The sequence below is a fragment of the Anaerolineae bacterium genome, from assembly GCA_013178165.1.
Taxonomy (GTDB): domain Bacteria; phylum Chloroflexota; class Anaerolineae; order Aggregatilineales; family Ch27; genus Ch27.
In genome coordinates this window covers 291234-316407 of record JABLXG010000001.1, presented here as the reverse complement: position 1 = coordinate 316407, position 25174 = coordinate 291234, and the positions used below count along the sequence as shown (strand labels likewise).

Annotated in this window: 23 protein-coding genes; 17 read left to right on the top strand and 6 right to left on the bottom strand. The window is 63.7% G+C overall.

Going from position 1 to position 25174, the window contains the following annotated elements; translation table 11 throughout:
• Positions 1 to 3 precede the first annotated feature (3 nt).
• Both HPY64_01300 and HPY64_01295 read left to right on the top strand, forming a co-directional pair.
• Positions 4 to 1050 carry an ABC transporter permease gene (locus HPY64_01300; protein NPV65762.1) on the top strand — a complete coding sequence of 349 codons (1047 nt, stop codon included), beginning with the start codon at positions 4 to 6 and terminating at the stop codon, positions 1048 to 1050.
• Positions 1051 to 1267: 217 nt separating this feature from the next.
• Positions 1268 to 2125 carry a dihydropteroate synthase gene (locus tag HPY64_01295; protein NPV65761.1) on the top strand — a complete coding sequence of 286 codons (858 nt, stop codon included), beginning with the start codon at positions 1268 to 1270 and terminating at the stop codon, positions 2123 to 2125.
• A gap of 24 nt (positions 2126 to 2149) precedes the next feature.
• Here the strand turns inward: HPY64_01295 and HPY64_01290 are convergent, their stop codons facing one another.
• Entirely contained in the window at positions 2150 to 2719 is a 570-nt protein-coding gene (locus HPY64_01290; GenBank protein ID NPV65760.1) for a nitroreductase family protein, read from the bottom strand.
• Between the two features lie 118 nt (positions 2720 to 2837).
• Between HPY64_01290 and HPY64_01285 the strand changes: the two genes are divergently transcribed.
• Positions 2838 to 3971 carry an alanine--glyoxylate aminotransferase family protein gene (locus tag HPY64_01285; protein ID NPV65759.1) on the top strand — a complete coding sequence of 378 codons (1134 nt, stop codon included), beginning with the start codon at positions 2838 to 2840 and terminating at the stop codon, positions 3969 to 3971.
• Between the two features lie 33 nt (positions 3972 to 4004).
• Here the strand turns inward: HPY64_01285 and HPY64_01280 are convergent, their stop codons facing one another.
• On the bottom strand, positions 4005 to 4355 hold the full coding sequence (locus HPY64_01280; GenBank protein NPV65758.1) for a C_GCAxxG_C_C family protein: 351 nt from the start codon (positions 4353 to 4355) through the stop codon (positions 4005 to 4007).
• A 205-nt stretch (positions 4356 to 4560) separates the two neighbouring features.
• Here HPY64_01280 and HPY64_01275 point away from each other — a divergent pair, with 205 nt between their 5' ends.
• On the top strand, positions 4561 to 5163 hold the full coding sequence (locus tag HPY64_01275; GenBank protein ID NPV65757.1) for a helix-turn-helix transcriptional regulator: 603 nt from the start codon (positions 4561 to 4563) through the stop codon (positions 5161 to 5163).
• A gap of 55 nt (positions 5164 to 5218) precedes the next feature.
• Here HPY64_01275 and HPY64_01270 read toward each other — a convergent pair whose 3' ends face one another.
• From HPY64_01270 to larE, 4 genes are all read right to left on the bottom strand, one after another.
• A complete protein-coding gene (locus HPY64_01270) occupies positions 5219 to 6586 on the bottom strand; it encodes an FHA domain-containing protein (GenBank protein ID NPV65756.1) in 1368 nt (455 codons plus the stop codon).
• 324 nt (positions 6587 to 6910) lie between these two features.
• Positions 6911 to 8095 carry a nickel pincer cofactor biosynthesis protein LarC gene (larC, locus tag HPY64_01265; GenBank protein ID NPV65755.1) on the bottom strand — a complete coding sequence of 395 codons (1185 nt, stop codon included), beginning with the start codon at positions 8093 to 8095 and terminating at the stop codon, positions 6911 to 6913.
• 13 nt (positions 8096 to 8108) lie between these two features.
• The gene (gene larB, locus HPY64_01260) at positions 8109 to 8813 is read right to left on the bottom strand and encodes a nickel pincer cofactor biosynthesis protein LarB (protein ID NPV65754.1); all 705 of its coding nucleotides are present in this window, start codon (positions 8811 to 8813) and stop codon (positions 8109 to 8111) included.
• Positions 8806 to 9669, bottom strand: coding sequence for an ATP-dependent sacrificial sulfur transferase LarE (gene larE, locus HPY64_01255; GenBank protein NPV65753.1), 864 nt, complete (start codon positions 9667 to 9669; stop codon positions 8806 to 8808). Before larE ends, larB begins: the two co-directional genes overlap by 8 nt.
• Before the next feature lie 278 nt (positions 9670 to 9947).
• Between larE and HPY64_01250 the strand changes: the two genes are divergently transcribed.
• From HPY64_01250 to HPY64_01190, 13 genes are all read left to right on the top strand, one after another.
• Complete coding sequence (locus HPY64_01250; GenBank protein NPV65752.1) at positions 9948 to 10223, top strand: ferrous iron transport protein A; 276 nt, start codon at positions 9948 to 9950, stop codon at positions 10221 to 10223.
• Positions 10198 to 12480 (top strand): ferrous iron transport protein B, encoded by a 2283-nt coding sequence (gene feoB, locus HPY64_01245; GenBank protein NPV65751.1) that lies wholly within the window; start codon positions 10198 to 10200, stop codon positions 12478 to 12480. Before HPY64_01250 ends, feoB begins: the two co-directional genes overlap by 26 nt.
• Before the next feature lie 16 nt (positions 12481 to 12496).
• Positions 12497 to 12790 carry a hypothetical protein gene (locus HPY64_01240; protein ID NPV65750.1) on the top strand — a complete coding sequence of 98 codons (294 nt, stop codon included), beginning with the start codon at positions 12497 to 12499 and terminating at the stop codon, positions 12788 to 12790.
• 423 nt (positions 12791 to 13213) lie between these two features.
• The gene (locus tag HPY64_01235; protein NPV65749.1) at positions 13214 to 14716 is read left to right on the top strand and encodes an anion permease; all 1503 of its coding nucleotides are present in this window, start codon (positions 13214 to 13216) and stop codon (positions 14714 to 14716) included.
• A gap of 424 nt (positions 14717 to 15140) precedes the next feature.
• Positions 15141 to 16940 (top strand): succinate dehydrogenase flavoprotein subunit, encoded by a 1800-nt coding sequence (gene sdhA, locus HPY64_01230; protein ID NPV65748.1) that lies wholly within the window; start codon positions 15141 to 15143, stop codon positions 16938 to 16940.
• Positions 16941 to 17019: 79 nt separating this feature from the next.
• Positions 17020 to 17805 carry a succinate dehydrogenase iron-sulfur subunit gene (locus HPY64_01225; protein ID NPV65747.1) on the top strand — a complete coding sequence of 262 codons (786 nt, stop codon included), beginning with the start codon at positions 17020 to 17022 and terminating at the stop codon, positions 17803 to 17805.
• A gap of 27 nt (positions 17806 to 17832) precedes the next feature.
• Positions 17833 to 18183, top strand: coding sequence for a succinate dehydrogenase, cytochrome b556 subunit (sdhC, locus tag HPY64_01220; GenBank protein ID NPV65746.1), 351 nt, complete (start codon positions 17833 to 17835; stop codon positions 18181 to 18183).
• A gap of 13 nt (positions 18184 to 18196) precedes the next feature.
• A complete protein-coding gene (locus HPY64_01215; GenBank protein NPV65745.1) occupies positions 18197 to 18550 on the top strand; it encodes a hypothetical protein in 354 nt (117 codons plus the stop codon).
• Positions 18551 to 18748: 198 nt separating this feature from the next.
• Positions 18749 to 20011, top strand: a complete 1263-nt coding sequence (locus HPY64_01210; GenBank protein NPV65744.1) for a carbohydrate ABC transporter substrate-binding protein — start codon at positions 18749 to 18751, stop codon at positions 20009 to 20011.
• Between the two features lie 306 nt (positions 20012 to 20317).
• Positions 20318 to 21469: an ABC transporter permease subunit gene (locus HPY64_01205; protein ID NPV65743.1), complete on the top strand. Its 1152-nt coding sequence runs from the start codon at positions 20318 to 20320 to the stop codon at positions 21467 to 21469.
• A gap of 23 nt (positions 21470 to 21492) precedes the next feature.
• On the top strand, positions 21493 to 22314 hold the full coding sequence (locus HPY64_01200) for a carbohydrate ABC transporter permease (GenBank protein ID NPV65742.1): 822 nt from the start codon (positions 21493 to 21495) through the stop codon (positions 22312 to 22314).
• Between the two features lie 123 nt (positions 22315 to 22437).
• The gene (locus HPY64_01195; GenBank protein NPV65741.1) at positions 22438 to 22989 is read left to right on the top strand and encodes a LysM peptidoglycan-binding domain-containing protein; all 552 of its coding nucleotides are present in this window, start codon (positions 22438 to 22440) and stop codon (positions 22987 to 22989) included.
• Between the two features lie 130 nt (positions 22990 to 23119).
• Positions 23120 to 25171 (top strand): thioredoxin domain-containing protein, encoded by a 2052-nt coding sequence (locus HPY64_01190; GenBank protein ID NPV65740.1) that lies wholly within the window; start codon positions 23120 to 23122, stop codon positions 25169 to 25171.
• Positions 25172 to 25174: the final 3 nt, after the last annotated feature.

Sequence of the window (25174 nt, the reverse complement as noted above, 5' to 3'; positions counted from 1 at the left end):
CGCATGACCGCTACCCAGAGTCGGCAGGAACCCGGCAAGATCATTACACTGGCTGAAGAGCACAGGCAGGCCGATAACCTGTGGCTGGATGCCATCAAACGCCTGGTCCGCAACCGTATGGCGGTGCTGGGCCTGGTGATCATTCTTCTGCTCATCCTGACGGCGATCTTCGCCGAGCAACTCGCTCCTAAGAGCTACGAAGTCCAGGTACTGACGGACAACAACGCCGCCCCACAGTGGGTCATCGACCTCTTCCCGGTCATGAAGTCGATCGAAGATGGCGGCTATGTCAAGGTCAGCAACGATTATCCCCTTGGTGCGGACGACCTTGGACGGGACATCCTCAGCCGGATCATCTACGGCTCGCGGATTTCCCTGGCCATCGCCTTTGTGGGGCCGCTGGTCTCGATGCTGCTGGGGGTGCCGCTGGGCCTGGCCGCCGGCTTCTTCGGCGGGCGGGTTGACAACATCATCATGCGCATCGTCGACATCTTCTACGCCTTCCCCACCCTGTTGATCATCATCCTGATGATGGCCTACTTCCGGGGCGCCTTCAATGAATCCAGCCAGGCCGGAACGCTGGGCTACAGCCTGTACCTGGCCGACCGGGCGATGGGCGGCATGTTGTTCATCTTCATCGGCGTCGGGTTGACCTCCTGGGTTGGGCTGGCCCGCCTGACGCGTGGCGAAGTGCTCTCCGCCCGCGAGCGCGATTATGTGCTCGCCGCCCGCTCGCTGGGGGCCACCCACTTGTCAATCATGTTCCGCCACGTCATGCCCAATGTCGTTGGGCCGCTGATCGTCGCCGAGACGCTCACCATCCCGGTCTACATCCGCTACGAGGCCTTCCTGAGCTTCATCGGTCTGGGCGTCAACCGGCCTACGCCAAGCTGGGGATCGATGATCTCCGACGGCGCGCAAACGATCAGCAGTTATCCGAACCAGGCCATCTTCCCGGCTGTCGCCCTGTTCCTGGTCATGTTCGCCTTCAACTTCCTGGGCGATGGCCTGCGCGATGCGCTTGATCCGCGCATGCGCGGCATCGACTGAGCCGCAGCTATCATCGCAAAGCGTCAAGGCCCACCCCCTGCGGTGGGCCTTTGCGTTCGGGCTGGCGCTTTCCGGCGGAAATCCCTCCCGGAGTCGGGCGCGTTTCTTCCAGACCTGTGCTCCCATCCACTAGCCGCCCGCCGCTCCGGTATAATCAACGGGTATGCATCGTGGGCGTCAGTGCTGATGCCCGCCAACCCGACAAAGAGGATAGCCCATGCAAACCATCCTGAAAGGAACCGGGCGGGAAGTCATCATCAGCCCGGATCATCCGACCGTGATCATCGGCGAGCGCATCAACCCGACCGGGCGCAAGGTCTTCAGCGCAGAACTGCAGGCTGGCGACCTGAGCCGCATCCCGCAGGATGCGATAGCTCAGGTGCGGGCCGGGGCCGCTGTGCTGGACGTGAATGTCGGCGCGGCAGGGGTGGACGAAGTCCGGCTGCTGCCGCTGGCCGTACAGATGGTGCAGGAGGTGGTCGATGTGCCGGTGTGCATCGATTCGCCCAACCCGGAAGCCCTGGCCGCCGCTCTGAAGGTGGTTCAAGGGCGGGCGCTGGTCAACTCTGTCAACGGCGAGGAAGAACGCCTGCGGGCCGTGCTGCCGATCGTGGCTGAATATGGCGCAGCCGTGATCGGCCTGTGCATGGACGACAACGGCATCCCGACCGATCCTGAGGCCCGCGTCGCCATCGCGGAGAAAATTCTCCAGCGAGCGGAGACAGTCGGGATCAAGCCGCAGGATGTGATCATCGATCCGCTGGTGCTGACTATTGGCGCTGATCACCGTGCCGTCCTGACCACGCTGACCACCGCCAGTATGATCCGCGCCGCGCTGGGCAGCAACCTGACCGCCGGAGCCAGCAATGCCTCCCACGGCATGCCCGAACGCGAACTGCTCAACACCGTCTTTCTGACCGGCTTGATCCAGGCCGGGGTCAACGCCCCGATCTGCAACCCGCTCAAAAACGCCCTGGCCGTCCGCGCCGCTGACCTGATGCTGGGCCGCGACGAAATGGGCATGAACTACATCATGACTTTCCGCCAGCACCAGCAACAACAGACCGGCGGCTGAGCGCTCAGCCGCCGGTCGCAGATGTTAGCTGACGATGATGTCGTCCAGCCGGCGCTTGGGGACGTGATGTACCCCTTGCTCATCGCGCCAGTAGCGGATGTCGCCATCCGGCCCGACTTCCTCGATGACGACTTCCTCGCGCGGCTTGCCCAGCGCCAGGGCCAGCAGGACACGGTAGTGTTCCGGCAGACCCAGGGCGCGGCTGACTTCGGCGCCCTTGACCGAGCCGATGATACAGCCACCCAGCCCGCGCTCCGTCGCACCGAGCATGATGGTCTGGGCAGCGATGCCATGATCAACGCCGGGATCGTCGCTGATCGTTGTGTCATGCAGAATCAGGATGTACGCCGCCGGACGTTCGCCTTCCGCCGGGCCGCCCCAGCCAGTCAGGTACCCCGCCCAGCGCAGATGTGGGAAGATCAGGGCGTTTTTCTCCGGCGTCCAGGAGAGGTAATACTTGAGCGGCTGGCGATTGGAGCCGGAAGCCGACAGCCGGGCCAGATCAACCAGCTCACGCAGCGTCGCCTCTGCCACCGGCACATCCTGGTAAAAGCGGCGGCGCGTGCGATTCCTGCGAACCAGGTCAGACAACATAGTGAAATCCCCCTTGCGAGACCCAAAACCCTCACAATGCGGCCCTAGTATACCCCGTTGCGCGTCTGGCCCTGCCGGGCCACAATAAAGTCTGCGCCCGCCTGCCAAGGAGAAAGCCATGATCCCGCTGAACCTGCCCCCTGCCAGCTCCCCGGAGATCGATCTACCGCCGCGCATCCTGCTCGGCCCGGGTCCGAGCATGGTTCCTCCACGCGTCCTGCGGGTCATGAGCACACCCCCCGTCGGCCACATGGATGCCTCCTACCTGGCAATCATGGATCGCACGCAGGAACTGCTACGCTACGTCTTCCAGACGGAAAATGCGCTGACGTTGGTCGTGCCTGGCACGGGTACGGCGGCCATGGAAACCGCCGTCGCCAACATGGTCGAGCCGGGCGATGCCGTGCTGGTCTGTGTCAACGGGTACTTTGGCCTGCGCATCGCGGAAATGGCCCGCCGCTGCGGCGGCGACGTGCGGATAATCACCCGCCCCTGGGGCGAAGTCTTCAACGCCGATGACATCCGCGCCGCCCTGGTGGAACGTCCGGCCCGTGTCGTCGCCCTCGTTCACGGCGAGACCTCCACCGGCGCGGCCCAGCCTATGGAAGGCATCGCGGCGGCAGTGCACGACTATGACAGCATCCTGATCGTCGATACGGTCGCTTCGCTGGGCGGCGTGCCTTTTGCCGTTGACGCGCTCGACATCGATGTCTGTTACACCGGCTCGCAGAAATGCCTGAGCGCCCCGCCCGGACTCGGCCCGATCACGCTCGGCCCGCGCGCCGTGCAGAAACTGGAGGCCCGCCGGGCGCCCGTCGCCAGCTGGTACCTTGACCTGACATTGCTGCGCCAGTACTGGGACAGCCGCCGTGTCTACCACCATACCGCGCCGATCAACCTGAGCCTGGCGCTCTACGAGGCGCTGCGCCTGGTGGCGGAAGAAGGGCTGGAAGCACGCTGGGCGCGGCATCGCCGCTGCGCCGAGATGCTGTGGAACGGCCTGGAGGCGCTTGGTCTGGCGCTGCATGTCGCACCGGAGCACCGGTTGCCTTCCCTGACCACCGTCCGCGTGCCGGAAAGCGTCGATGAAGCTGCCGTCCGCAGTCGCCTTCTGGCGGAGATGAACATTGAGATCAGCGGTGGCCTGGGCGAGTTGAAAGGTAGAATCTGGCGCATTGGCCTGATGGGCTATTCGGCGCGGGAAGAAAACGTGCTGGCGCTGCTGGGCGCGCTGGACCGGCTGCTGGGCTAAACCGTTGGCCCGGCAGCCCCGCGGCGGGATCGGTCAGTAGCCGGCTTCGGCCAGGACGTCGAGCAGCACCTCAACCGCCTGCTCCACCAGCACCGCGCAAGGGATGCCGCCCCCGCCGTAGCCATGGCTGCGCAGGTCGCTGCAGATCGTCATCCCAAAGCGCGCCAGGAATGCCTCCCGGTAACGGGCGGCCAGCGCCTTGCAGGCGGCGTTGCTCTCTATCAGGTTGGCCCGCCCATTGAGAGCGCCGATGATCATCGCGCCGCCGCTCAACGCCCCACACAACTCGGCATGTGTGCCACCCAGCCCGCCGCTGAAGGCGGATGTCATGCGCCGGGTGCGTTCGTCCACGCTGCCCCATAGATGCTCGCCCACGGCGAGCACGATCGCCTCCGATCAACTGAAGCCCTGCCGCATATAGTCTCCGGCCTGGCGTCCCACCGCTGCGGGATTGCTCATCTTTTTTCTCCAATCAAGCGGCAAAGAAACGCAGACTGCGTTATAGTGGTGACCCTGTAACAAGCTGCGTTACCCATTGTACAGCGACACCGCGGCGCCGGGTACGCCGCACAGCGGTGAGGAGTAAGGCATGACTGCCAAGAGAGAGCCGAACGTCGGGCAACGCATCCGCGCCCTGCGGGAGAAACAGCGGCTGTCCCTGCGCGCTCTGGCCGAACGTTGCGGCCTGTCCATTAACGCCATCAGCCGGATCGAACGCGGTGAAAATTCACCGACGGTTTCTTCCCTGCACCAGCTGGCGATGGCCCTTGGCGTAGCCATCACGGATTTCTTTGAGGACGAAAGCAATCAGCCTGTCATTCTGGTCAGGGCCGATAACCGCCTGATCACCCGCCACAAGGGTATGGTGATCGAAAGTCTGGGTATCGGCCTGCGCCAGCAGCAGGTACAACCCTTCCTGATCGTGCTTGAGCCCGGCGCAGGCACGACGAACGAATTGATCAGCCACCCCGGAGAGGAATTTATCTTCTGCCTGGAAGGCACGCTGGACTTCCGCGTGGGCGACTATCGCTTCACCCTTTCCTCCGGCGACAGCCTGGTTTTTGAGGCCAGCCAGCCGCACGGCTTTCAGAACAGCGGAAACAGCCCGGCCAGCATGCTGGTGACCTTCAACGCCGACCGCAGCATTCAACCCACCCACCAGGGTCAGAAGTCGTCCGCCGAAAGCGCCTGAAATAGCAGCGCCAGCCGGTGACGGCTGGCGCGTGGCAATCTGCGTAAGTTGATGCTCAGTACGAGCTTTTGACCACTTCCAGCGTGTTTAACACCAGCGCCTCAACAGGAGGGCGCAGTTGCTGCAGGTAGCTGGCGTCATCACTTTCCACGCCCAGCAACCCGCTCTTGATGGCGCTCAACATCTCCGCCAGCAGACTCTGCAACGCCTCTTCCCACACCCTCTGGCGCTGATCCTCCTGTGCCGTCTGCGTTTCCGGCGTCGCTGGCGAGGGCACCTCCGCCGCTGGCGCCTCCTGTGCTGGAGGTACAGGGGTCTGCCCGCTATCCGCAATGCTTTCCGCCGCCGGTGACTCCTCCGCTGCCGTGCCCTGCGCCGCTGCTGCATCCTGCGGCGCAAGCTCTACCGTCTGTTGAGCCGGGGGAACAGCCGGTTCCGGCTCAGGCTCCGGCGGCGTGGATGGCGCAGCTGCCATCCCGCTGCCAAGCCGGGCAGTATCCAGCGACACGCTCACCACCGGCGGCGCGGCTTCCGGCGAAACCTCAGCCGGGCGGGCCGGCGGTGGCGCAGACGACAGCACCGGCGGCCCTGGCAACCGTCCCCCGGTCCATGACGTGGCTAGCAGGGAAGCGTGCAGCTTTTGCCAGGGGACAATCACTTCCTCAACCAGCCTGACGGCGTCAATCAGCCCTTCCGCTGCCACTTCGACACCCGCTGGATCCCCATGAACAGCGATCGAACTGATGCCTGCCCTTGTCTGCGAACGAGCCTGTACGCGATCGATCACTTCCTGGATGCTGATCAGCGCTTCCAGGTAAGCAACGGCCTGCCGGGCCAGGTAGAGGGCCATGCTCAGCGGCGGCTCGATCACCGCCAGGGCGGCCAGGCTGGGCTTAAGCGTGATCTTCTGGCGGGTGGAACCGCTGGCGAAATAGACAAACAGGATGAGCTGGCCCAGCCGGATCTGGTCGCCGCTGGTCACCACAAACGAAGCATCGGGCGTCAGGCGCTTCTCATTCAGCCAGGTACCGTTGGTGCTGCCCAGGTCTTCGATCAACGCCCCTTCGGAAGAGATGGTCAGCCGGGCATGGCGGCGGGAAACGCCCAGCAGATGGCCGTGGTAGGGCGTCATGTCCACGACCTCAGACGGCTGGCCTTCCACCTTGCGGCCCAGGATGATCTCGCTGCGCCCGCGCACAATCAGCGGCTGGACTTCCCCGGCAATATAGAACACAACCCCCTCGCCGATCACCTCGCGCGAGACCGGGCGTACCCCCACCGCCTTCTCAATAGCTTCATCGGAAACGTGAATGGTGGTGGTATTGGGCACCAGCGAGACGCCACACTGCGCACAGCGCAGGGCATGAGCGTCATTCTTATGCTGGCAAACCGGGCAAATCAGGATGCTGTTGCCGTGTTCCATGGAAGATCAGGCTCCTGCCGTCAAACACGCGGAATCGCTGTGCCGCCGCCAAACGCCGACTACTCCCCGACGGTGAGGCCGTGTCAGCACTCCCCGGCTACCCTCCGGATAATCACCTGCAGCCGGGCACGACTTAAGACAAAAAGGTCTGGGATAACAGTTTCCGGCAGGCAGCCCCTGTCCAGCATCGTGCCGCCTCACATCCACCCGGAGCGAGAACAGCTCGACCTGGAATGTTTCCCGTGCCCGCTAGCATCATAGCTATGGTTATTTTACCCCGCTTTCATTATAGAGTATTGCCAGATCGGCGGGCAAATGGCCTGCTCACATTGCCTGCCGGGCCGCCTGCACCGCCGCCAGCCAGACCTCCCGCACGCTGACACCATGCTCGGACGCTCGCGCCACGCAATCGTCATGCTCCGGGGCGAACTTGGGCGAGCCATTCTGTGGATACCCGATCTTGATGCGCACCTCGCCATAAGGCGTGTGTACGGTTCGCATCTCCCGCGGCAGCGCCCGGCGGATCACGCTATATTCCCGCACGCCCAGCGTCGTCGTCTGGCGGAAGAGCAGATCGCGCAGCCGCGCCGCATCCATCGGGCGGCACAGCACCTCAACGATCACCGCCGGACGATTCTTTTTCATGTGCGCCGGGGTCAGCCAGACGTCCAGCGCCCCGGCCCGCAGGGCTGCTTCCACCAGCGGCCCGTACCACTGCGGCAGCATGTCGTCCAGGTTACAGGCCAGGACGGTCAGCGTCTCGGTCACCACCGCATCCGCCGCGCCATCAACGGCGTCGCCCAGCACCAGCCGCAGCAGGTTGGGCCGGTCGGGCCAGTCGCGCGTCCCAGCGCCATAGGCAACACGCCGCACGATCATGTCTGGAGGTAGGCCGAACGACTCCGCCAGGCCGGTGATCAGCGCCGCCCCCGTCGGCGTGACCATCTCGCCCTGCACGTCAACCCCCGTCACAGGGAAGCCTTCCAGCAGCACAGCCACCGCCGGAGGGGGGACCGGAAAAACGCCATGGGCGATCCGCACGGTTCCCCCTGACCAGGGCAGCGGCGCGGAGACGATCTGTTCCACACCCAGCGCCGCCAGCCCGGCCACGCCGCCCAGCACATCCACCAGCGTGTCCACCGCGCCGATCTCGTGAAAGTGCACATCTTCCACCGCCAGGCCATGCACGCGGGCCTCGGCTTCCGCCAGGCGGGTGATCACAGCGGCGGCCCGCGCCCGGACGGATGGCAGCGCATCCGCCCGATCGATGATCGTCAGCAAATCGGCGGGGTGACGCAGCGGCTGGGATTCCGGCGCGTTAACACGGACGTGCGTCCCCACCAGGCCGCGCTTTTCCACCCGCGCCGCGAAAACGGTTACGCCGGGGATGCCGAGCGAATCGACCAGCGTTTGCAGCGCCTCCAGCGGCCAACCGGCGTCAAGCAACGCGCCAAGCAACATATCACCGCTGGTCCCGGCGAACGGATCGAGATAGGCGATTCGCGTCATCAGTGCTCCGTCATCACGAAGCGGCGCTGCCGGAGGACCGCCGCAGGCTGTTGAGGATGCGGTGAGCCGCCGCCGCCGCGCCCAGGCCATTGTCGATGTTGACCACGCAGACGCCCGGCGCGCAGCTATTGAGCATCCCCAGCAGGGCCGCCAGCCCCTGCAGACTGGCCCCGTAGCCCACGCTGGTCGGCACAGCGATGATCGGCGGCGCTACCAGCCCGCCCACCACCGTCGGCAGCGCGCCTTCCATCCCGGCCACGACGATCAGCACATCGGCCCCGGCCAGCTCATCAACATGGGCCAGCAGGCGATGCACCCCGGCCACGCCCACATCGTACAGGCGCTCCACCCGGTCGCCCAGAAACTCCAGGACGCCAACCGCTTCCTCCGCCACCGGCAGATCAGACGTGCCCGCCGCCACAACACGGGCCAGCCCAGCCGCCTGGCGGGGCATCTGCCCGACGGTGATCAGGCCCGCTGTAGCGTTAAAGTGCGCCTCCGGCAGCGCAGTGCGAACGGCATCGGCGTGGGCCTGGGCAACGCGGCTGGCCAGGGCGCACCCCTGCCGCGCGACCATGCTGGCCATGATCGCCGCTACCTGCTCCGGCGTCTTATGCCCGGCGTAAACGAACTCCGGCAATCCCTGGCGGGCAGCCCGATCGTGATCCAGCCGGGCAAAGCCCTGCACCTCCTCAAAAGTGAAGTGATGATCACTCATGGCGGGTCAACACCTCGTTGCCGCTGCCGCTGCGAAAGCCCTGCAGATCAAGCGTGACATACACATAGCCCGCCGCCTTCAGCCCGGCCACGATCTGCTCGCGGTGCGCCAACACCGTCGCGATGTCCTCCGACGAGACCTCGATCCGGGCCAGGCTGTCATGATGGCGGACGCGTAACTGCCCTAGCCCCAGGCTGCGAAGAACGCCCTCCGCCTGATCGATCCGGGCCAGAACAGCCGGCGTGATCGGGCTGCCGTAGGCAACCCGGCTGGACAGACAGGCCATCGCCGGTTTGTTCCAGTTGCGCAGGCCCAGGGTGCGGGCCAGATGGCGGATGTCAGCCTTGGTCAGACCGGCCTCGTAGAGCGGGCTGCGCACCCCGCGCTCCCGCCCGGCCTGGCGACCGGGCCGGTGATCGCCCACATCATCGGCGTTGAAACCGTCGACAATGGCGTTGAAGCCTTCTGCCCTGGCGATGGCAAACAACTCGGCGAACAGATGCTGCTTGCAGAAGTAACAGCGATCCGCCGGGTTGGCGGCATAGCGCGGATCGTGCACCTCCTGCGTGCGCACGGTGCGGTAAGGAATGCCTTGCTCCTCCAGCAGTGCGAGCGCCTCCGGCAACTCGGCGGCGCTATAGCTCTCGCTGATGGCCATGACGGCCAGCATATCCCCGCCCAGCACATCAGCGGCGACCCTGGCCAGCAGGGTGCTGTCCACCCCGCCGGAATAGGCCACGATCACCCGCCCCATTTCCCGCAGCAAAGCCTGCAGGCGGGCGTAACGGGCGGCCAGGTCAGGGGGCAGAAACCCGGCATGGTTGATCACGTCAAGGCGCTCGCTGGATATGGTCATGATCAGGCTCCCGGTCTGTACGGCAATGATGGCGACAGTGTAGCCGGGATTATAGCTGCTTTCAGGCGCCTGCTCCACCGCTATAGCAGGTCGGGGAGCAAACATGACAAAATACATCACCTCCGGAGAAGGGCATCACTGACCGTCCCGGCGCAGGTGATAGATAATTGAGAATAGTTCGCATTTAGCAGACAGGAAGCATTAAATCAGGTATAATGAGCCAACCTGACAGAGCATCTGTGACAATCATTGCTGCAATAACAGATCGGGACCGATTCATGAAACACGCTGCCCCCTCCCTCCAGACTTACCCGTTAAACATGTCCCAGCCGGGCGAGACCGTCCGGGTGGTGGCCATTCATGGCGGTTACCGCCTGCGCAAGCGGCTGGCTGACCTGGGGCTGACAGTTGGCCTGCCTGTACGGGTGATTCAGGGCAGCAGTTTTGGTCCGATGTTGATCGCGCTCAAGGAAGATGCTCGTCTGGCTGTTGGGCATGGCGTCGCTCACAAAATCATTGTCACTCCCTATGACCCTGACCCTAACACAAACTGATCCCTCACCCCGCACAAAAACCAGGACACTCACCGTCGCCCTGGCCGGCAACCCCAACAGCGGCAAGAGCACGATCTTCAATGTCCTCACCGGCGCGCATCAGCACGTCGGCAACTGGCCGGGCAAGACCGTTGAAAAGCACGAGGGCTACTTTCGCCTTGCCGGGCATGAGGTGACCCTGGTCGATCTACCGGGCACCTACAGCCTCAGCGCTTTTTCCGCTGAGGAGCTTGTCGCCCGCGACTTCATCCTGAGCGGCGAAGCGGATGTTGTGGTCTGTGTAGCCGACTCGGCCAACCTGGCCCGCAACCTGTATCTGTTCACCCAGCTCATGGAAATGGGCGTGCCGCTGATCCTGGGCCTGAGCATGGCCGACGTGGCCGAAAGCCGCCACATCCAGATCGATCACGCCCGGCTTTCCCACCGACTGGGCGACGTGCCGGTGATCCCCCTCGTCGGCCACAAAGCGGTAGGGCTGGACGCGCTAAAAGCGGCCATGCTGCAGGCGATCGAGCAGCCGCCGGGCGCACCGCTGGCGCAGGTTCGTCTGGCCCCGGCGGTTGAAGAAGCGATCGAGGAACTCCTGCCCCTGATCGGACGGGAGACAGCGCTCACCAGCCGTTACCCGGCCCGCTGGCTGGCGATCAAGTTGCTGGAAGAAGACGAACCTCTGCTGGCAGAAGCAGCGGCATACCCCGATCTGCTGGCAGCGGTGCGCGCTGCTCAGCAACGCATCCAGTCGATCACGGGGGAAGAGCCGCATGTCCTGATCGCCGACAGCCGCTACAGCTTCATTGCCGAGTTACTGCGCGGCGTGGTCAGCCGACCGCCCGGAGCGCACATCACCCGTTCCGACCGGCTTGACCGCATCGTGACCCACCATGTCTGGGGAGTGCCGGTCTTCCTGGCGGTGATGTGGCTGATCTTCCAGATCACGGCCAACGTCAGTGTGCCGTACATCAACTGGGTGGACGGGGTAGTCAGCGGTCCGGTTACCCACTGGGCAACAGCGCTGCTGGGCGTGCTTGGCCTGGGTGGAAGCTGGATCGAGAGCCTGCTGGTGGAGGGCGTGATCACTGGGGTGGGTGGCGTGCTGGTCTTTGTGCCGGTGCTGGCCTTTCTCTACCTGGCCATCGCCGCACTGGAGGACAGCGGCTATATGGCCCGCGCCGCCTTCGTGATGGATCGCTTCATGCAAAAGCTGGGGTTGCACGGCAAGAGCTTCCTGCCAATGCTGGTTGGCTTTGGTTGTAACGTCCCGGCCATCTATGCCACACGCACGCTGGAGAACCCTATCGATCGCCAGATCACCGGCTTTCTGACCACTTTCATGAGCTGCGGGGCGCGCCTGCCGATCTATGTCATCTTCGGGTCAGCCTTTTTCGGCGCGTCATCTGGCAACCTGGTCTTCGCCATGTACGCGATTGGCATCCTGGTGGCCGTCCTGACCAGCCTGCTGCTAACCCGTGTCGTCTTCAAGAACCGGCCAGTGCCGCTGTTCGTCATGGAGTTGCCGCCCTACCGTCTGCCTAACCTGCGCAATGTGCTGCTGCCGATGTGGGAACGGATTCGCGCCTTTCTGCGCCAGGCGGGGACGGTGATCCTGGCGGCTTCGATCTTCATCTGGCTGCTGCTGGCCGTGCCCGCGCCTGGCGCGCCGGGGCGCTTCAACGCCGTGACGCTGGAAAATAGCCTGTTCGGGGCGCTGAGCAAGCTCATGGCGCCCATCTTTGCGCCGGCGGGGTTTGACAACTGGGGAGCCAGCGGTGCGCTGGTGACCGGCTTCGTGGCCAAGGAAGCCGTGATCTCCACCCTGAGCCAGCTTTACCTGGACGAAACGTCGCGTCCGACCGCCGAGGTCACTATGCCATCGCTGGGCGAAGACCTGCGCTTTATCGTCAGCAGTTTCGCGGAGGCAACTGTCCTTACCGCTCAAGAAGCGATCAACATCCTGCCGCGCACGGTCAACCTGCTCCCCGGCGTAGAGATTCCGCCGGTGCAATTCATCCCGGCTGCGCCGGAGGGAGAAGACTCCTCAGCGCTACAGGCCGCGTTGCGCAATGCCTTCACGCCGCTGGCGGCTGTCGCCTTCAACATCTTCGTGCTGCTGTACGTCCCCTGCATGGCCACTACGGCGGCCATGCGCCAGGAATTTGGGACGCGCTGGACGCTGTACCAGATGGGCTACTCGCTGGGTGTTGCCTGGCTGGCAGCCACGCTGGTCTACCAGGGCGGATTGCTGCTGGGGCTGGGATAGAGAAGAGGCTACCGCGATGACCACCACGCTCACCCGGGTCCTGCAGCTTTTTGAACAGCATAACGGGCCGCTTTCCCTGGCGGAAATGGCCCACGCTCTGGACACCGATCCGGACGTTGTGGCGGAAATGCTGACCTACTGGGTGCAGCGGGGCCGGCTGCGCGAGGTGAACGACGATAGCGGCCAGTGCATCCGGTGCAGCGGTCGCCCATCCTGCCCGTTTGTGGTCAGGCTGCCGCGCCGCTACGAACTGGCGACCGGCCCCACCGCCACCCTGGAGGAACAACCGCCCTGCTCCTGCTGCGGTTGAACGGGACATAACATCTGTCACCTTCGATTCTGTGACGTTGATCAGGTCTGCGTCGCGGTGAAACATGACTTTTGTACTACCTGTCCGGCTCCAGGAGCTTCTACAATACTGACAGGGTGATCTGCATTCAGGTCGCCCCTCTTGTTCCCCTGCGAGGAGGCTTCCACAGCCAGCCTTTTGTAGTTTTCTGCAATTTCAGGCCGGGATCGCCGCCTTCCGCGCCACCGGGCCGCCCATCAAACGCCGGCGTCAGCCCCTGCAGCCTTCCCCCGCTTTGCCTCAGTCTCAGCGGCATTCATGCAAAAAGATGACTTGTGACACTTCTCACAAGGTTGATCTCGTCCTATCGTAATGACGGGAATACAGGGGGTATTGTGCCCGCTGCGCACCTTCACCATTGCCCGTTCAGGAGAGTATCGCACCATGTCTAACGCTTCTACGCGCGGCAAGCCCGCGCCCGCTTCCGGGCCGGAAGAGGGGCTTTTCGCCATCAAGCTCGTTCCGGCGCTGATCTCCGTCGCCGTCGGCCTGATCATCTGGTTCCTGCCGCCGCCACAGACGCTGGTGGATTTTGTGGCCGCCAACCCGGATGCCGGCTATAACGCAGTGTCGGCCTGGCACCTGTTCGCCATCTTCGTCGGCACCATCGTGGCCCTGATCACCAAGCCGCTGCCAATGGGCGCGATTGCGATGATCGCCATCGCGCTCACCGCCCTGACCGGCACGCTGAAGATCGCCGAGTCACTGGATGGTTTCCGCAACACCACCATCTGGCTCATTGTGGCCGCCTTCTTCGTCTCGCGCGGGTTCATCAAGACCGGCCTGGGTGCGCGCATTGCCTACCAGTTCATGCGTGTGCTGGGCAAGAAGACGCTGGGCCTGAGCTACGGCCTGATCGCTACCGATCTGGTGCTGGCCCCGGCCATCCCCAGTAACACCGCCCGCGCCGGCGGCGTGATCTTCCCCATCCTGCGCTCGGTGGCTAGCGCCTACGGGAGCGAACCGAATGACGGCACTGCCCGCAAGATCGGTGCCTTCCTGACCAAAGCCGCCTACCAGGGTACGATCATCACCAGTGCCATGTTCCTGACGGCCATGGCCGCCAACCCGCTGGCGCAGAAGCTGGCCGGCGACCAGGGTATCGAGATCACCTGGACCAACTGGGCCACTGCCGCGGTCGTCCCCGGCATCATCAGCCTGCTGGTGGTGCCATATGTGCTGTATCGGCTCTACAAACCGGAAATCACTGAGACGCCCAAGGCCCCGGAAATCGCCCGCGAAAAGCTGGCGGAAATGGGCGCGGTCAAGACCAGCGAGTGGATCATGCTGGGTGTTTTTGTCCTCTTGCTGGCCATGTGGATTCTGGGTAGCACCATTAACGTCGACGCGACCGTCACCGCGCTGACCGGCCTGGGCATCCTGTTGATCACCGGCGTGCTCACGTGGACGGATGTCCTGAATGAGAAGGGCGCCTGGGACACGCTGACCTGGTTCGCCGCGCTGGTCATGATGGCCTCCTTCCTCAGCAAGCTGGGCTTCATCCCCTGGTTCAGCGCGGAGATGGGCAACCTGGTTGGTGGCATGAACTGGGTGGTGGCCTTCCTCATTCTGAGCCTGGCTTACTTCTACAGCCACTATCTGTTCGCCAGCAACACCGCACATGTGAGCGCCATGTACGCCGCCTTCCTGGCCGTCTCGATCGCCGTCGGTACGCCGCCCCTGCTGGCCGCGCTGGTACTGGCCTTCTTCAGCAACCTGTTCAGCAGCATGACCCACTACGGCACCGGCCCGGCGCCTGTCCTGTTCGGCGCAGGGTACGTGGATCTGCAGGACTGGTGGAGGCTTGGCTTCATCATCAGCGTGATCAACATCGTGATCTGGCTGGGCATCGGCGGGCTGTGGTGGAAGATCCTCGGCCTGTGGTAAAGGCCGACCACATCATCACTGGCTGACGCCTGCGGACGCTGCTCCAGAATGCCGGGGCAGCGTCCTTTCTTCCCCATCGCCCTGCCCGATAGACGCATATCCCGTCGATTGGTGATGAGTGACACTAACCCGCCAGGCTATAGGCCACTATGGTAGTAACAGGGTCCGTCAAGCACGGCCCGCATACCGTCTCCGCATCCGGCTATCAAACAGGGGGACCAGGGGATTCTCGCTTCCAGGCAGAGAGAAGCGGAACTTCCCCACACTCAAGACTGGCCGCCGCTTTTCTGTAGTGCGGCGATTTAGTTCAGGCTGAAACCCTACAACGGTGGCCGGAATCGTCTGCAACCGCTTCTGGCGGTCGGGGGCAACGCAGCCCTGGGGGCTTCCCCTTCACGATCGCCATCTGACCACGAGGGAGCGTATGTCCAACCCAAGTGTCATCACCCATGACGTCATCGTTGTGGGCGCCGGTCTGGCCGGAACCTGGGCCGCGATGATCGCCGGCGAGCAGGGCGTTGACGTCGGCGTGATCTCCAAGGTCCACCCGCTGCGTTCACACAGTGGCGCTGCGCAGGGCGGCATCGCTGCCGCGCTGGGCAATGTCCGCCCCGTCCCCAACACCGGCCCTGATGGCCCCCTGGAGCAGGTCCCCCCTGACGCTGAGCCGTACGATAGCTGGGAACTGCACATGTTCGACACGATCAAAGGCTCTGACTGGCTCGGCGACCAGGATGCCATCGAGATCATGGTCAAGGACGCCATCGAGATCGTGTACGAGTACGAGCACATGGGCTGTGTCTTCAGCCGCACGCCGGACGGTCGCGTCGCCCAGCGCCGCTTTGGCGGACACAGCACCCCCCGCGCCTGCTACTCCGCCGACTGGACCGGCCATGTCCTGCTGCACACCATCCATGAGCAAGCCCTCAAACACGGCGTCCGCTTCTATTCAGAGTGGTACGCCCTGGATGTGATCGTGGAAGACAACGTCTGCAAGGGCATCGTCGCCCTGGATATCCTGACCGGGCAGGTAGTGCTTATGCGGGCCAAAGCGGTGATGTTCGCCACCGGCGGCTATGGCCGGGCCTGGAAGATCACCTCCAACGCCCTGGCCAATACCGGGGACGGCGTAGCCATCGCCTACAACGCCGGCGTGCCCCTGATGGACATGGAATTCGTGCAGTTCCACCCGACCGGCGTCTACGGCCACGGCATCCTGCTGAGCGAAGCCTGCCGCGGCGAAGGCGGCTACCTGCTCAACAGCAAGGGCGAGCGCTTCATGGAGCGTTACGCGCCGGGCAAGATGGAGCTGGCCCCGCGCGATCTGGTCAGCCGCTCCGAGCAGACCGAGATCGACGAAGGTCGCGGCGTCGGCCCGGACAAACAGGGCATCTGGCTGGACCTGCGCCACCTGGGTCGGGAGAAAATCCTGGAGCGCCTGCCCCAGGTGCGCGAGATCGCGCTCAATTTCTCCGGCGTGGATGTCATCGACGAACTGGCCCCCATCCAGCCTACCGCCCACTACAGCATGGGCGGCATCCCGGCCACGGTGGACGGGCAGGTGATCGCCGATGCGCAGAGCACGCCGGTCGTTGGGCTGTACGCCGCCGGGGAATGCGCCTGCATCAGCGTGCATGGTGCCAACCGGCTAGGTACCAACAGCCTGCTGGACGCCTCTGTGTTTGGCCGCCGTGCCGGCTACGCTATGGCCGCTTTCGTCAAGGGCGGAGCCAGGCTCCAGCCGGTCGAAAGTGACGTTGTCGCCAGGAACGAGGCGCGCCTCGCCCGGCTGATGAGCGACGCACCGGCTGGCCAGGGCGAATCCTGGTCGCGCATCGCCGCGGAACTGAAGAGCACCATGACCGACAACGCCGGTATCTTCCGCGACGACGCCCGGCTCCGCCAGGCGCTCAGCGACATCAGACGGCTGCAGGAGCGCTTCCAGGGTGTGCGGATCATGGATCACAGCCGCCGCTTCAACACCGACCTGCTGGGCGCGCTGGAAACTGAACACCTGCTGACCTTCTCGGAAGTGGTGGTCGTCTCCGCGCTGGCCCGGACAGAAAGCCGCGGCGCCCACTACCGCACCGACTACGCCAAACGCGACGACGAGCACTGGCTCAAACACACCATGGCGCACAAAAGCCCGGATGGCCCGGTGCTGAGCTTCAAAGACGTGAACATCAACTGGGAGAAGTACCCGCCCCAGGAGCGCAAGTATTAGGCGCCAGCTCAGGATGCCCAGCCGCGCCAGCGCCGCCCTGCGCTGAACCGCTGGGGACATTGCGAGGAGACCCAAACCTATGTCCGACAACGGCTCACCCCTGACCATTACCGTGCGCATCCAGCGCTTTAACCCTGATGTCGATCGCAAGCCCTACCTGCAGGACTTCAAGGTCACCTGGCAGCAGGGCATGACCATCCTAGACGCGCTGCACACCATCAAGGCGGAACAGGACGGCAGCCTGACCTTTCGCCGTTCGTGCCGCCACGCCATCTGCGGCAGCTGCGCCATGAACATCAATGGCCGCAATATGCTGGTCTGCGAACAACCGATCAAAGCCCACCTCAACCGCAAGAACGAGATCACCATCCGCCCGCTGCCCTACCTGCCGATCATCAAAGACCTGGTCGTGGACCGCACCACCTTCTGGGCGCAGTACATGCGCGTCAAGCCGTGGCTGATCCCGCCGGAGAACGTGCCAGAAAAGGAATTCCGGATGAGTCCGGAGGAGGTCGCCGCCCTGCAGGACGCCGAACACTGCATCATGTGCGGGGCGTGCTACTCCGCCTGCACGGTCGTCGGCACGACCAAGGAATACATCGGCCCGCACGCGCTGCTGAAAGCCTTCCTGCGGGTGATGGACGTGCGCGACAGCGCCCCCGGCGAGCGGCTGGCTGAGATAGCCGGCAGCGATGGCGTCTACCGCTGCCATACCATCTTCAACTGCATCGACGCCTGCCCCAAGCACCTGAACCCGACCAAGGCCATCGAAACGCTGCGCAAGCTGGCCCAGAAACGCCTGGCGTTCGAAGCCGCCCGCGCCGAGCGCCAGAAGCACCTGGACAAGCCGGTGACCTCCGGCTAGGCGGCCCACACGGATAAGGAGCCAACTATGTACAAGACCACGGGATTTGTCAGCTTTCTATTCCGCCGCATTTCCGGCATGGCGCTGGTACTGTACCTGGCCCTGCACATCATCGCCATCGGCACGGTCAACGCGGGGGCGGCCAGCTTTGACCAGGCTATGAACTTTCTGCAGCAGCCGGTCTTCAAGCTGGCTGAGATCGCCCTGCTGGCCGCCGTCGTCTACCACGCCTTTGACGGCATCCGCCTGCTGATCGTCCATTACTTTGATGTGACCAGCTACCGCCAGAGCATGTTCTACGCGGTGATGGTCGTCTCGGCCATCCTGGTCATCGCTGGCGGCGTGCCGATCTTCCTGTTTATGCTGGAAACGATGTAGGGGGGACAAGGTCATGCGTATCTTCCAAATGCAACGCTGGAGCGCCATCGCCCTGCTGGTTTTCCTGACCATTCACATGATTGTGGTGCATTACCCACCCTTCCACATTGACTTCAGCCGCATCGCCGCCCGCATGGGCGATCCGCTGTGGAAGGCAATCGACATCGTCTTTCTGCTGGCGGTGCTCGTCCACGCCCTGGCTGGCACACATCAGGTCTTCACCGACTTTCAGCGCTTCTCCCGCCTCCACCGGGTGCACGCCGTCGTCATGGTGGTGCTGGGCGTAGTCGCCTTCGTCTATGGCACGGCGACCATCCTGGCCTTCAACCCGCAGGCCGTCGGGGAAGCCGCCCTGCGCCTGCCGTAGCGACAAACAGATCGTGGGGGCTGCTAAGACCAGCCCCCACGCTGTTCGACTGCCTGCAACGAAACAAACAATGTGCACACTTACCAATAAGTAGTGTATAATATGTACTTGGACGCAGCGTATGCCGGGAAGTCAGTTACCCCGTCCGGCAACGCCGTTCGTTCTAAAGTTCGCCTGGTTTTCTTGAGGAGAGGAACAATGAAGAAGCTCTTTAGCCTTGCGCTCGCCCTCAGCCTGGTACTCAGCATCGCCGGTCTTGTGCTGGCCCAGGCCCCCAGCGGCGAGCTGGAAATCTTCTCGTGGTGGGCTGGTGACGAAGGCCCCGCCCTGGAAGCGCTGATCGCCAAGTACAATGAGCTGTATCCGGACGTTGAGGTCATCAATGCGACGGTAACCGGCGGCTCCGGCGTCAATGCCCGCGCCGTCCTCAAGACCCGCATGCTCGGCGGCGATCCGCCCGATTCGTTCCAGGTGCACGCCGGCCAGGAACTGATCGGCACCTGGGTCGTGGCCGACCGTATGGAAGACCTGACCTTCCTCTTTGAGCAGGAAGGCTGGATGGAGCAGTTCCCTGAGGGCCTGCTCAAGCTGATCAGCACGGATGAAGGCATCTGGTCAGTGCCGGTCAATATCCATCGCTCCAACGTGCTATGGTATGTCCCGGCCAAGCTGGAAGAGTGGGGTGTTGAGGTCCCGGCGACCTGGGCCGACTTCCTGGCGATCTGCCCGACCCTCAAGGAAAAGGGCGTGACCCCGCTGGCGCTGGGTGAGAACTGGACCGTCAACCACCTGTGGGAAAGCGTCGCCCTGGCTGAACTGGGCGTCGATGGCTGGAACGGCCTGTGGGATGGCAGCAAGGCCTGGACTGATCCCGATGTAGTGGCCATGTGGGACACCTTCGGCCAGATTCTGGACTGCACCAACCCTGACGCCGCTTCGCTCTCCTGGCAGCAGGCAACCGACCTGGTGGTCAACGGCCAGGCTGCCTTCAACGTGATGGGCGACTGGGCGGCGGGTTACATGGTGACCACGCTCGGCCTCGTCCCCGGTGAGGGCTTTGGCTGGGCAGCGGCCCCCGGCACCGATGGCGTGTTCATGATGCTGTCGGATAGCTTCGGCCTGCCCGTTGGCGCGCCCAACCGCGATGCCACGATCGCCTGGCTCAAGCTGCTCGGCTCCGCCGAAGGCCAGGATATCTTCAACCCGCTCAAGGGGTCGATCCCGGCCAACCTGAACGGCGACGTCACCAACGCCGACCTGTACAACGCCTACCTGCGGTCCGCTGCTGAGGACTGGAAGAGCAACACCATCGTCGGCAGCCTGGTACATGGCGCGGTCGCCCCGGAGAGCTTCTCCAGCAACTTCGCCACCGTGATGGAGATCTTCCTGGCTGGCCGCAATGGCGAGCAGGCCTCTAACGCGGCGCAGGCGGTTGCCCTGCAGGCCGGTATCGGCAAGTAGTGAATAGTATGCTTTAGGCAGTTTCAGGGGCGGGCAGGCAGTACGGCCCGCCCCTGTGTTTGGGCCTGCCCGCAAACTGTCAGACAAGGCAAGCAGAGGCTCAGTCTGAGCGCCTGTCCGGTTAGCCAGATGATATATACTTAGGTCAGGCCAGTGGCGCTGAGGCGAGATGGGCAACCGCGCAGAGCGGGCTGGCGACGAGCGCCGGAAAGCGCCAGCAGCATCCCCTGGCCTGCACTGCGGCAACGCAACTCAGCGCCTCAATGATTTATCTCGTCCCTCAAACCTGTGGGAGAGGCCTGATTTATGAGTGTACAGACCACCACTACCCTGAATACTCTTGTGGAACGCATCAGGCTCAGGCGGGATCGGTTGACGGCCATCCTGATGCTGTCACCGTCAGTCATCCTGCTGGCAATCTTCGTCTACGGGTTCATCGGCCAGACGGCCTGGGCCTCCCTGACCGACTGGCAGGGCCTGTCCGCCAACCCGGTTATCAACTTCATCGGGCTGGAGAACTACAACCAGCTCTTCACCGGCCTGCTGGACGTGCGCTTCCGCCAGGACCTGGTCAACACGTTCTTCTTCACCGTGTTCTTCCTGGTGGGCTGCCTGGGTATGGGCATCTTGCTGGCCATCCTGCTCGACCAGAACATCAAAGGGGAGACGATCTTCCGCACCATTTTCCTCTTTCCGATGGCATTGTCGTTCATTGTCACCGGCACGATCTGGCGCTGGCTCTATAACCCCGGCGGCGGGATCAACCGCCTGCCGACCCTGATCGGGCTGCCGGCGCTGGAATGGGGCTGGCTGACCGATCGAACACAGATCTGGCGCTTCAACTGGCAGGATTTGCCGGCCATCTTCGCCCTGGTGATTGCTGCCGTCCTGGCCTGGCTGGCCTACCGTTACTGGCGCGACAAGCGGCGGCAAGCGGCGGTCATCAGTGGCGGCATTGCAGCGCTGATCCTGATCTGGGTTCTGATGGGTGGGGCGGCCAGTGTACAGACCGTCCCCTTCCCGGAGCAGCACGGCTTCAATGTCGCCTTCATCGGGATCATCCTGGCCGCCGTGTGGCAGATGTCCGGCTACACCATGGCGATGTACCTGGCCGGGCTGCGTGGCATCCCGGAGGAACTGCGGGAAGCGGCGCGGGTGGACGGCGCCAGCGAACTGCAGACATACCTGTATGTCGTTTTCCCCCTGCTGAAGCCGATCACCCTCAGCGCCATGATTGTGCTGGGCCATATTTCCCTGAAGATCTTCGACCTGATCTTCGCTATGGCCGGTGCGGATAACGCCACCACCGACGTGCCCGGCATCCTGATGTACCTGACCTCCTTCCGCGCCAACCAGTTCGCCAAAGGTGCGGCGATCGCGATTGTCATGCTGGTGATGGTAGCCGTGGTGATCGTCCCGTACCTGTGGACTACCCTGCGTTCGGAGCATGAGCTATGAGCACTCAGAGCCGCAGCCTCTCCATGCCGACGATCCGGCCCCGTCGTGTCCTGTTGTATGCGGTGTTGATTCTGCTGGCCATAGCGTACCTGATCCCGGTTTACATGGTGCTGATCACCGCCTTCAAGAATCCGGCGACAATCAACCTGAACACCGTCTGGCAGCCGCCCGACCCGGTTGACTGGCAGGGCTTTACCACTGCCGCCCAGGAATTCCTGCCCAACCTGCGCAACAGTTTCAGCCTGGTCATCCCGGCAACGATCATCTCCGCCCTGATGGGATCAATGAACGGCTACGTGCTTTCCAAATGGAAGTTCCGCGGGGCCAACGTGCTTTTCCCGCTGATGTTGTTCGGGATGTTCATCCCCTACCAGTCGATCCTGATCCCGCTGTTCCAGTTCCTCAACAGCATCAACCTGTATGGGGGGATTCCAGGGCTGATTGTCGCCCATGTGGTTTACGGCCTGCCGATCACGACTCTGATCTTCCGCAACTATTACGCCGAGGTCCCAACGGAAATGGTAGAAGCTTCGGCCATCGACGGCGCGGGCTTCTTTGGCATCTACCGCCACATCATGTTTCCGATCTCGCTGCCCGGTTTTGTGGTCGTGATCATCTGGCAGTTCACCCAGATCTGGAACGAATTTCTCTTCGCTGTGACGCTGACCAGCACAGCTAACCAGCCGATCACGGTCAAGCTAAGCGAACTGGCCGGTGGGGAAGCGGTCAAATGGAATATGCCGATGGCCGGAGCGCTGCTGGCCGCCATCCCAACCCTGATCGTCTACATCGCGCTGGGGCAGTACTTCATCCGCGGCCTGCTGGCGGGTAGTGTGAAGGGCTAGAACGCGCCGGGGCGTATGGCCACCTGTGCGCCCCGGCCAGGAATCCTTGCAATTGAGACTTAATTTGTGTGTATAATAGAGGTGCACCTACATAAAGTTGTAGCATTTGAGAGGATAATCCCGGTGAAGCTACTTATTCGACTGTTGGTAGTGGCTGCTTTGCTCATCCCGGCGCTGGCCGTTAGCTTCGGGACCGCCCAAGCGCAGGGTAACGTCATCGTCTACCGCGTTCAGTTCGGGGATACCGTCAGCGGCATCGCCGTCCGCTACAACACCACAACCCAGGCCATCGTCGCCCTCAACGGCCTGACCAACCCCAGCCGGATTTTCGTCGGTCAGCACCTGTTCGTCCCCGTAGGCAGCGGCACGTATTACCCGCCCGCCGGTCGGAGCGTACATATCGTCCAGCCCGGCGAGAACCTGTTCCGCATCGGCCTGCGCTACGGCTGGGACTGGTACACACTGGCTGCCCTGAACGGCATCAGCGATCCCAACCGCGTCTATGTTGGCCAGCGGCTGGTGATCCCGGCAGCCCGCTACCATACCGTCAGGCCGGGAGAGACGGTCGCCAGCATCGCCCGCGCCTACGGTTCGACGGTTGCTGCGATCACCGCCGCCAATGGCCTGTGGGACCCCAACCTGATCTACCCCGGTCAGCGGTTGCTCGTGCCCTGAGCCGCACTGCCATCACCCACCATCTACCCGGAGCAGGCCCGCCCTGCTCCGTTTTTTGTTGGGAGGAATCCCCGGAACTGTGGTATAAACAAGAGCGATTTTAAAGATCATCATCTACTTTATTGAGGGAATGCCCATGAACCGCCTCCTGCACGAGACCAGTCCCTACCTGCGCCAGCATGCTGCCAACCCAGTTGACTGGTATCCCTGGGGAGAGGAGGCCTTCCGCGCCGCGCAGGAGACCGACCGGCCGATTCTGCTCAGCATTGGCTACAGCGCCTGCCACTGGTGTCACGTTATGGCCCACGAAAGCTTCGAAGACCCGGCAACCGCCGCCCTGATGAACGAACTGTTCGTCAACATCAAGGTTGACCGGGAGGAGCGCCCCGACGTGGACAGCATCTACATGCAGGCCGTGCAGACCATGAACAACGGCCATGGCGGCTGGCCGCTGACCGTCTTCCTGACGCCAGATGGCAAGCCCTTTTACGGCGGCACGTACTTTCCCCCGGAGCCGCGCCACGGTCTACCAGCCTTCCGCCAGATCCTGCGCGGCGTGGCCGACGCCTACCACACCCGCCGGGACGAAGTTGAGCGTGTCGGCGGCGATCTGCAGCGCGCCCTCAACCGCGATCTGCTGCCCTTCCGCCGTGAGGACGAGGTACTCAACGCCGCTCTGTTGGACGCTGCTTTCACCGCCCTGCAGCACAGCTTTGACTGGCACAACGGTGGCTTTGGCGGCGCGCCCAAGTTCCCCCAGCCGATGAACCTGGAATTCCTGCTGCGCGTCCATGCCCGCACCGGGGCTGAATCCGCGCTGGAGATGGTTCGCCTGACGCTGACCCGCATGGCCCGCGGCGGCATCTACGATCAGATCGGCGGCGGCTTCGCCCGCTACAGCGTCGACGCTGGCTGGCTTGTCCCCCACTTTGAGAAGATGCTCTACGACAACGCCCAGCTCAGCCGCCTCTACCTGCACGCCTGGCAGGTCACTGGCGACCCGTTCTTCCGGCGCATCGTGGAGGAAATCTACGACTACATCCTGCGGGAGATGACCTCGCCGGAGGGACTGTTCTACAGCGCTACTGACGCCGATAGCGAGGGCCAGGAAGGGCGGTTCTTCCTGTGGGATCGAGCCGAGATCGAGGCGCTGCTGGGCGATGACGCGCGGATCGCCATCGCTTACTGGGGCGTGACCGAGCACGGCAACTTTGAGGGGCGCAACATCCTCCACGTGCCGGAGGATGATGCGGCAATCGCCGCGAAGCTAGGCCTCTCCATCGAGACGCTGCGGAAGAAGATCGCCGCCATTCGCTCCGTCCTGTACGCGGCCCGCGCCCGGCGCGTCCCGCCGGCGCTGGATGACAAGATTCTGACGGAGTGGAACGGGCTGATGATCGCCAGCCTGGCGGAAGGGGCGCGCGTGCTGAGCCGGGACGACTACCGGGCCGCCGCTGTACGAGCCACCGAGGCCCTGTTGAGCACAGCCGTCACCCCCGACTGGCGCGTCCGGCGCGTGGTCAGAGATGGCACGAGCAAACTCAACGGTTACCTGGTCGACTATGCCATGCTGGCCGATGCGCTGCTGGAGCTATACCAGACGACCTTCGAACCGCGCTACTTTGCGGCAGCACAGGCGCTGGCGGATGTAGCGCTGGTGCGCTTCCCGGCGGCGGATGGCGGCTATTTCGACACCAGTGACGATCACGAGACCCTGCTGGTCCGCCCGCGCACCTTCGAGGACAATGCCACCCCATCCGGCGCGGCCATGCTGGCCCACGTGCTGATCCGCTTGGCGGCCTACACCGGGCGGCCTCATTACGAGGAAGCCGCGCGCGGCGCGCTGGCTTTGCTCAGCGGGGCGATGGCCCAGGTGCCGCTGGCCTTTGGCGCGGCGCTGAGTGCCGTCGACATGCTGGTGAATGGGTTGACAGAAGTGGCGGTCGCTGGTGATCCAGCAGAGGGGGCAACCGGCGCTCTGCTGGAGGTCATCCAGCGGCCATACCGCCCCAACATCATCACCGCCCTGACGCCGGGCGACGCCGGCGACGAGGCCCCGATCCCGCTCCTGCGTGGCCGCACCCGGCGTGAAGGTCAGCCGACCGTCTACGTCTGCCGGGACTTCGCCTGCGCCAGGCCGGTTACCACACCGGAGGAGACTGCCGCCTTGCTGGAAGCGTGAACG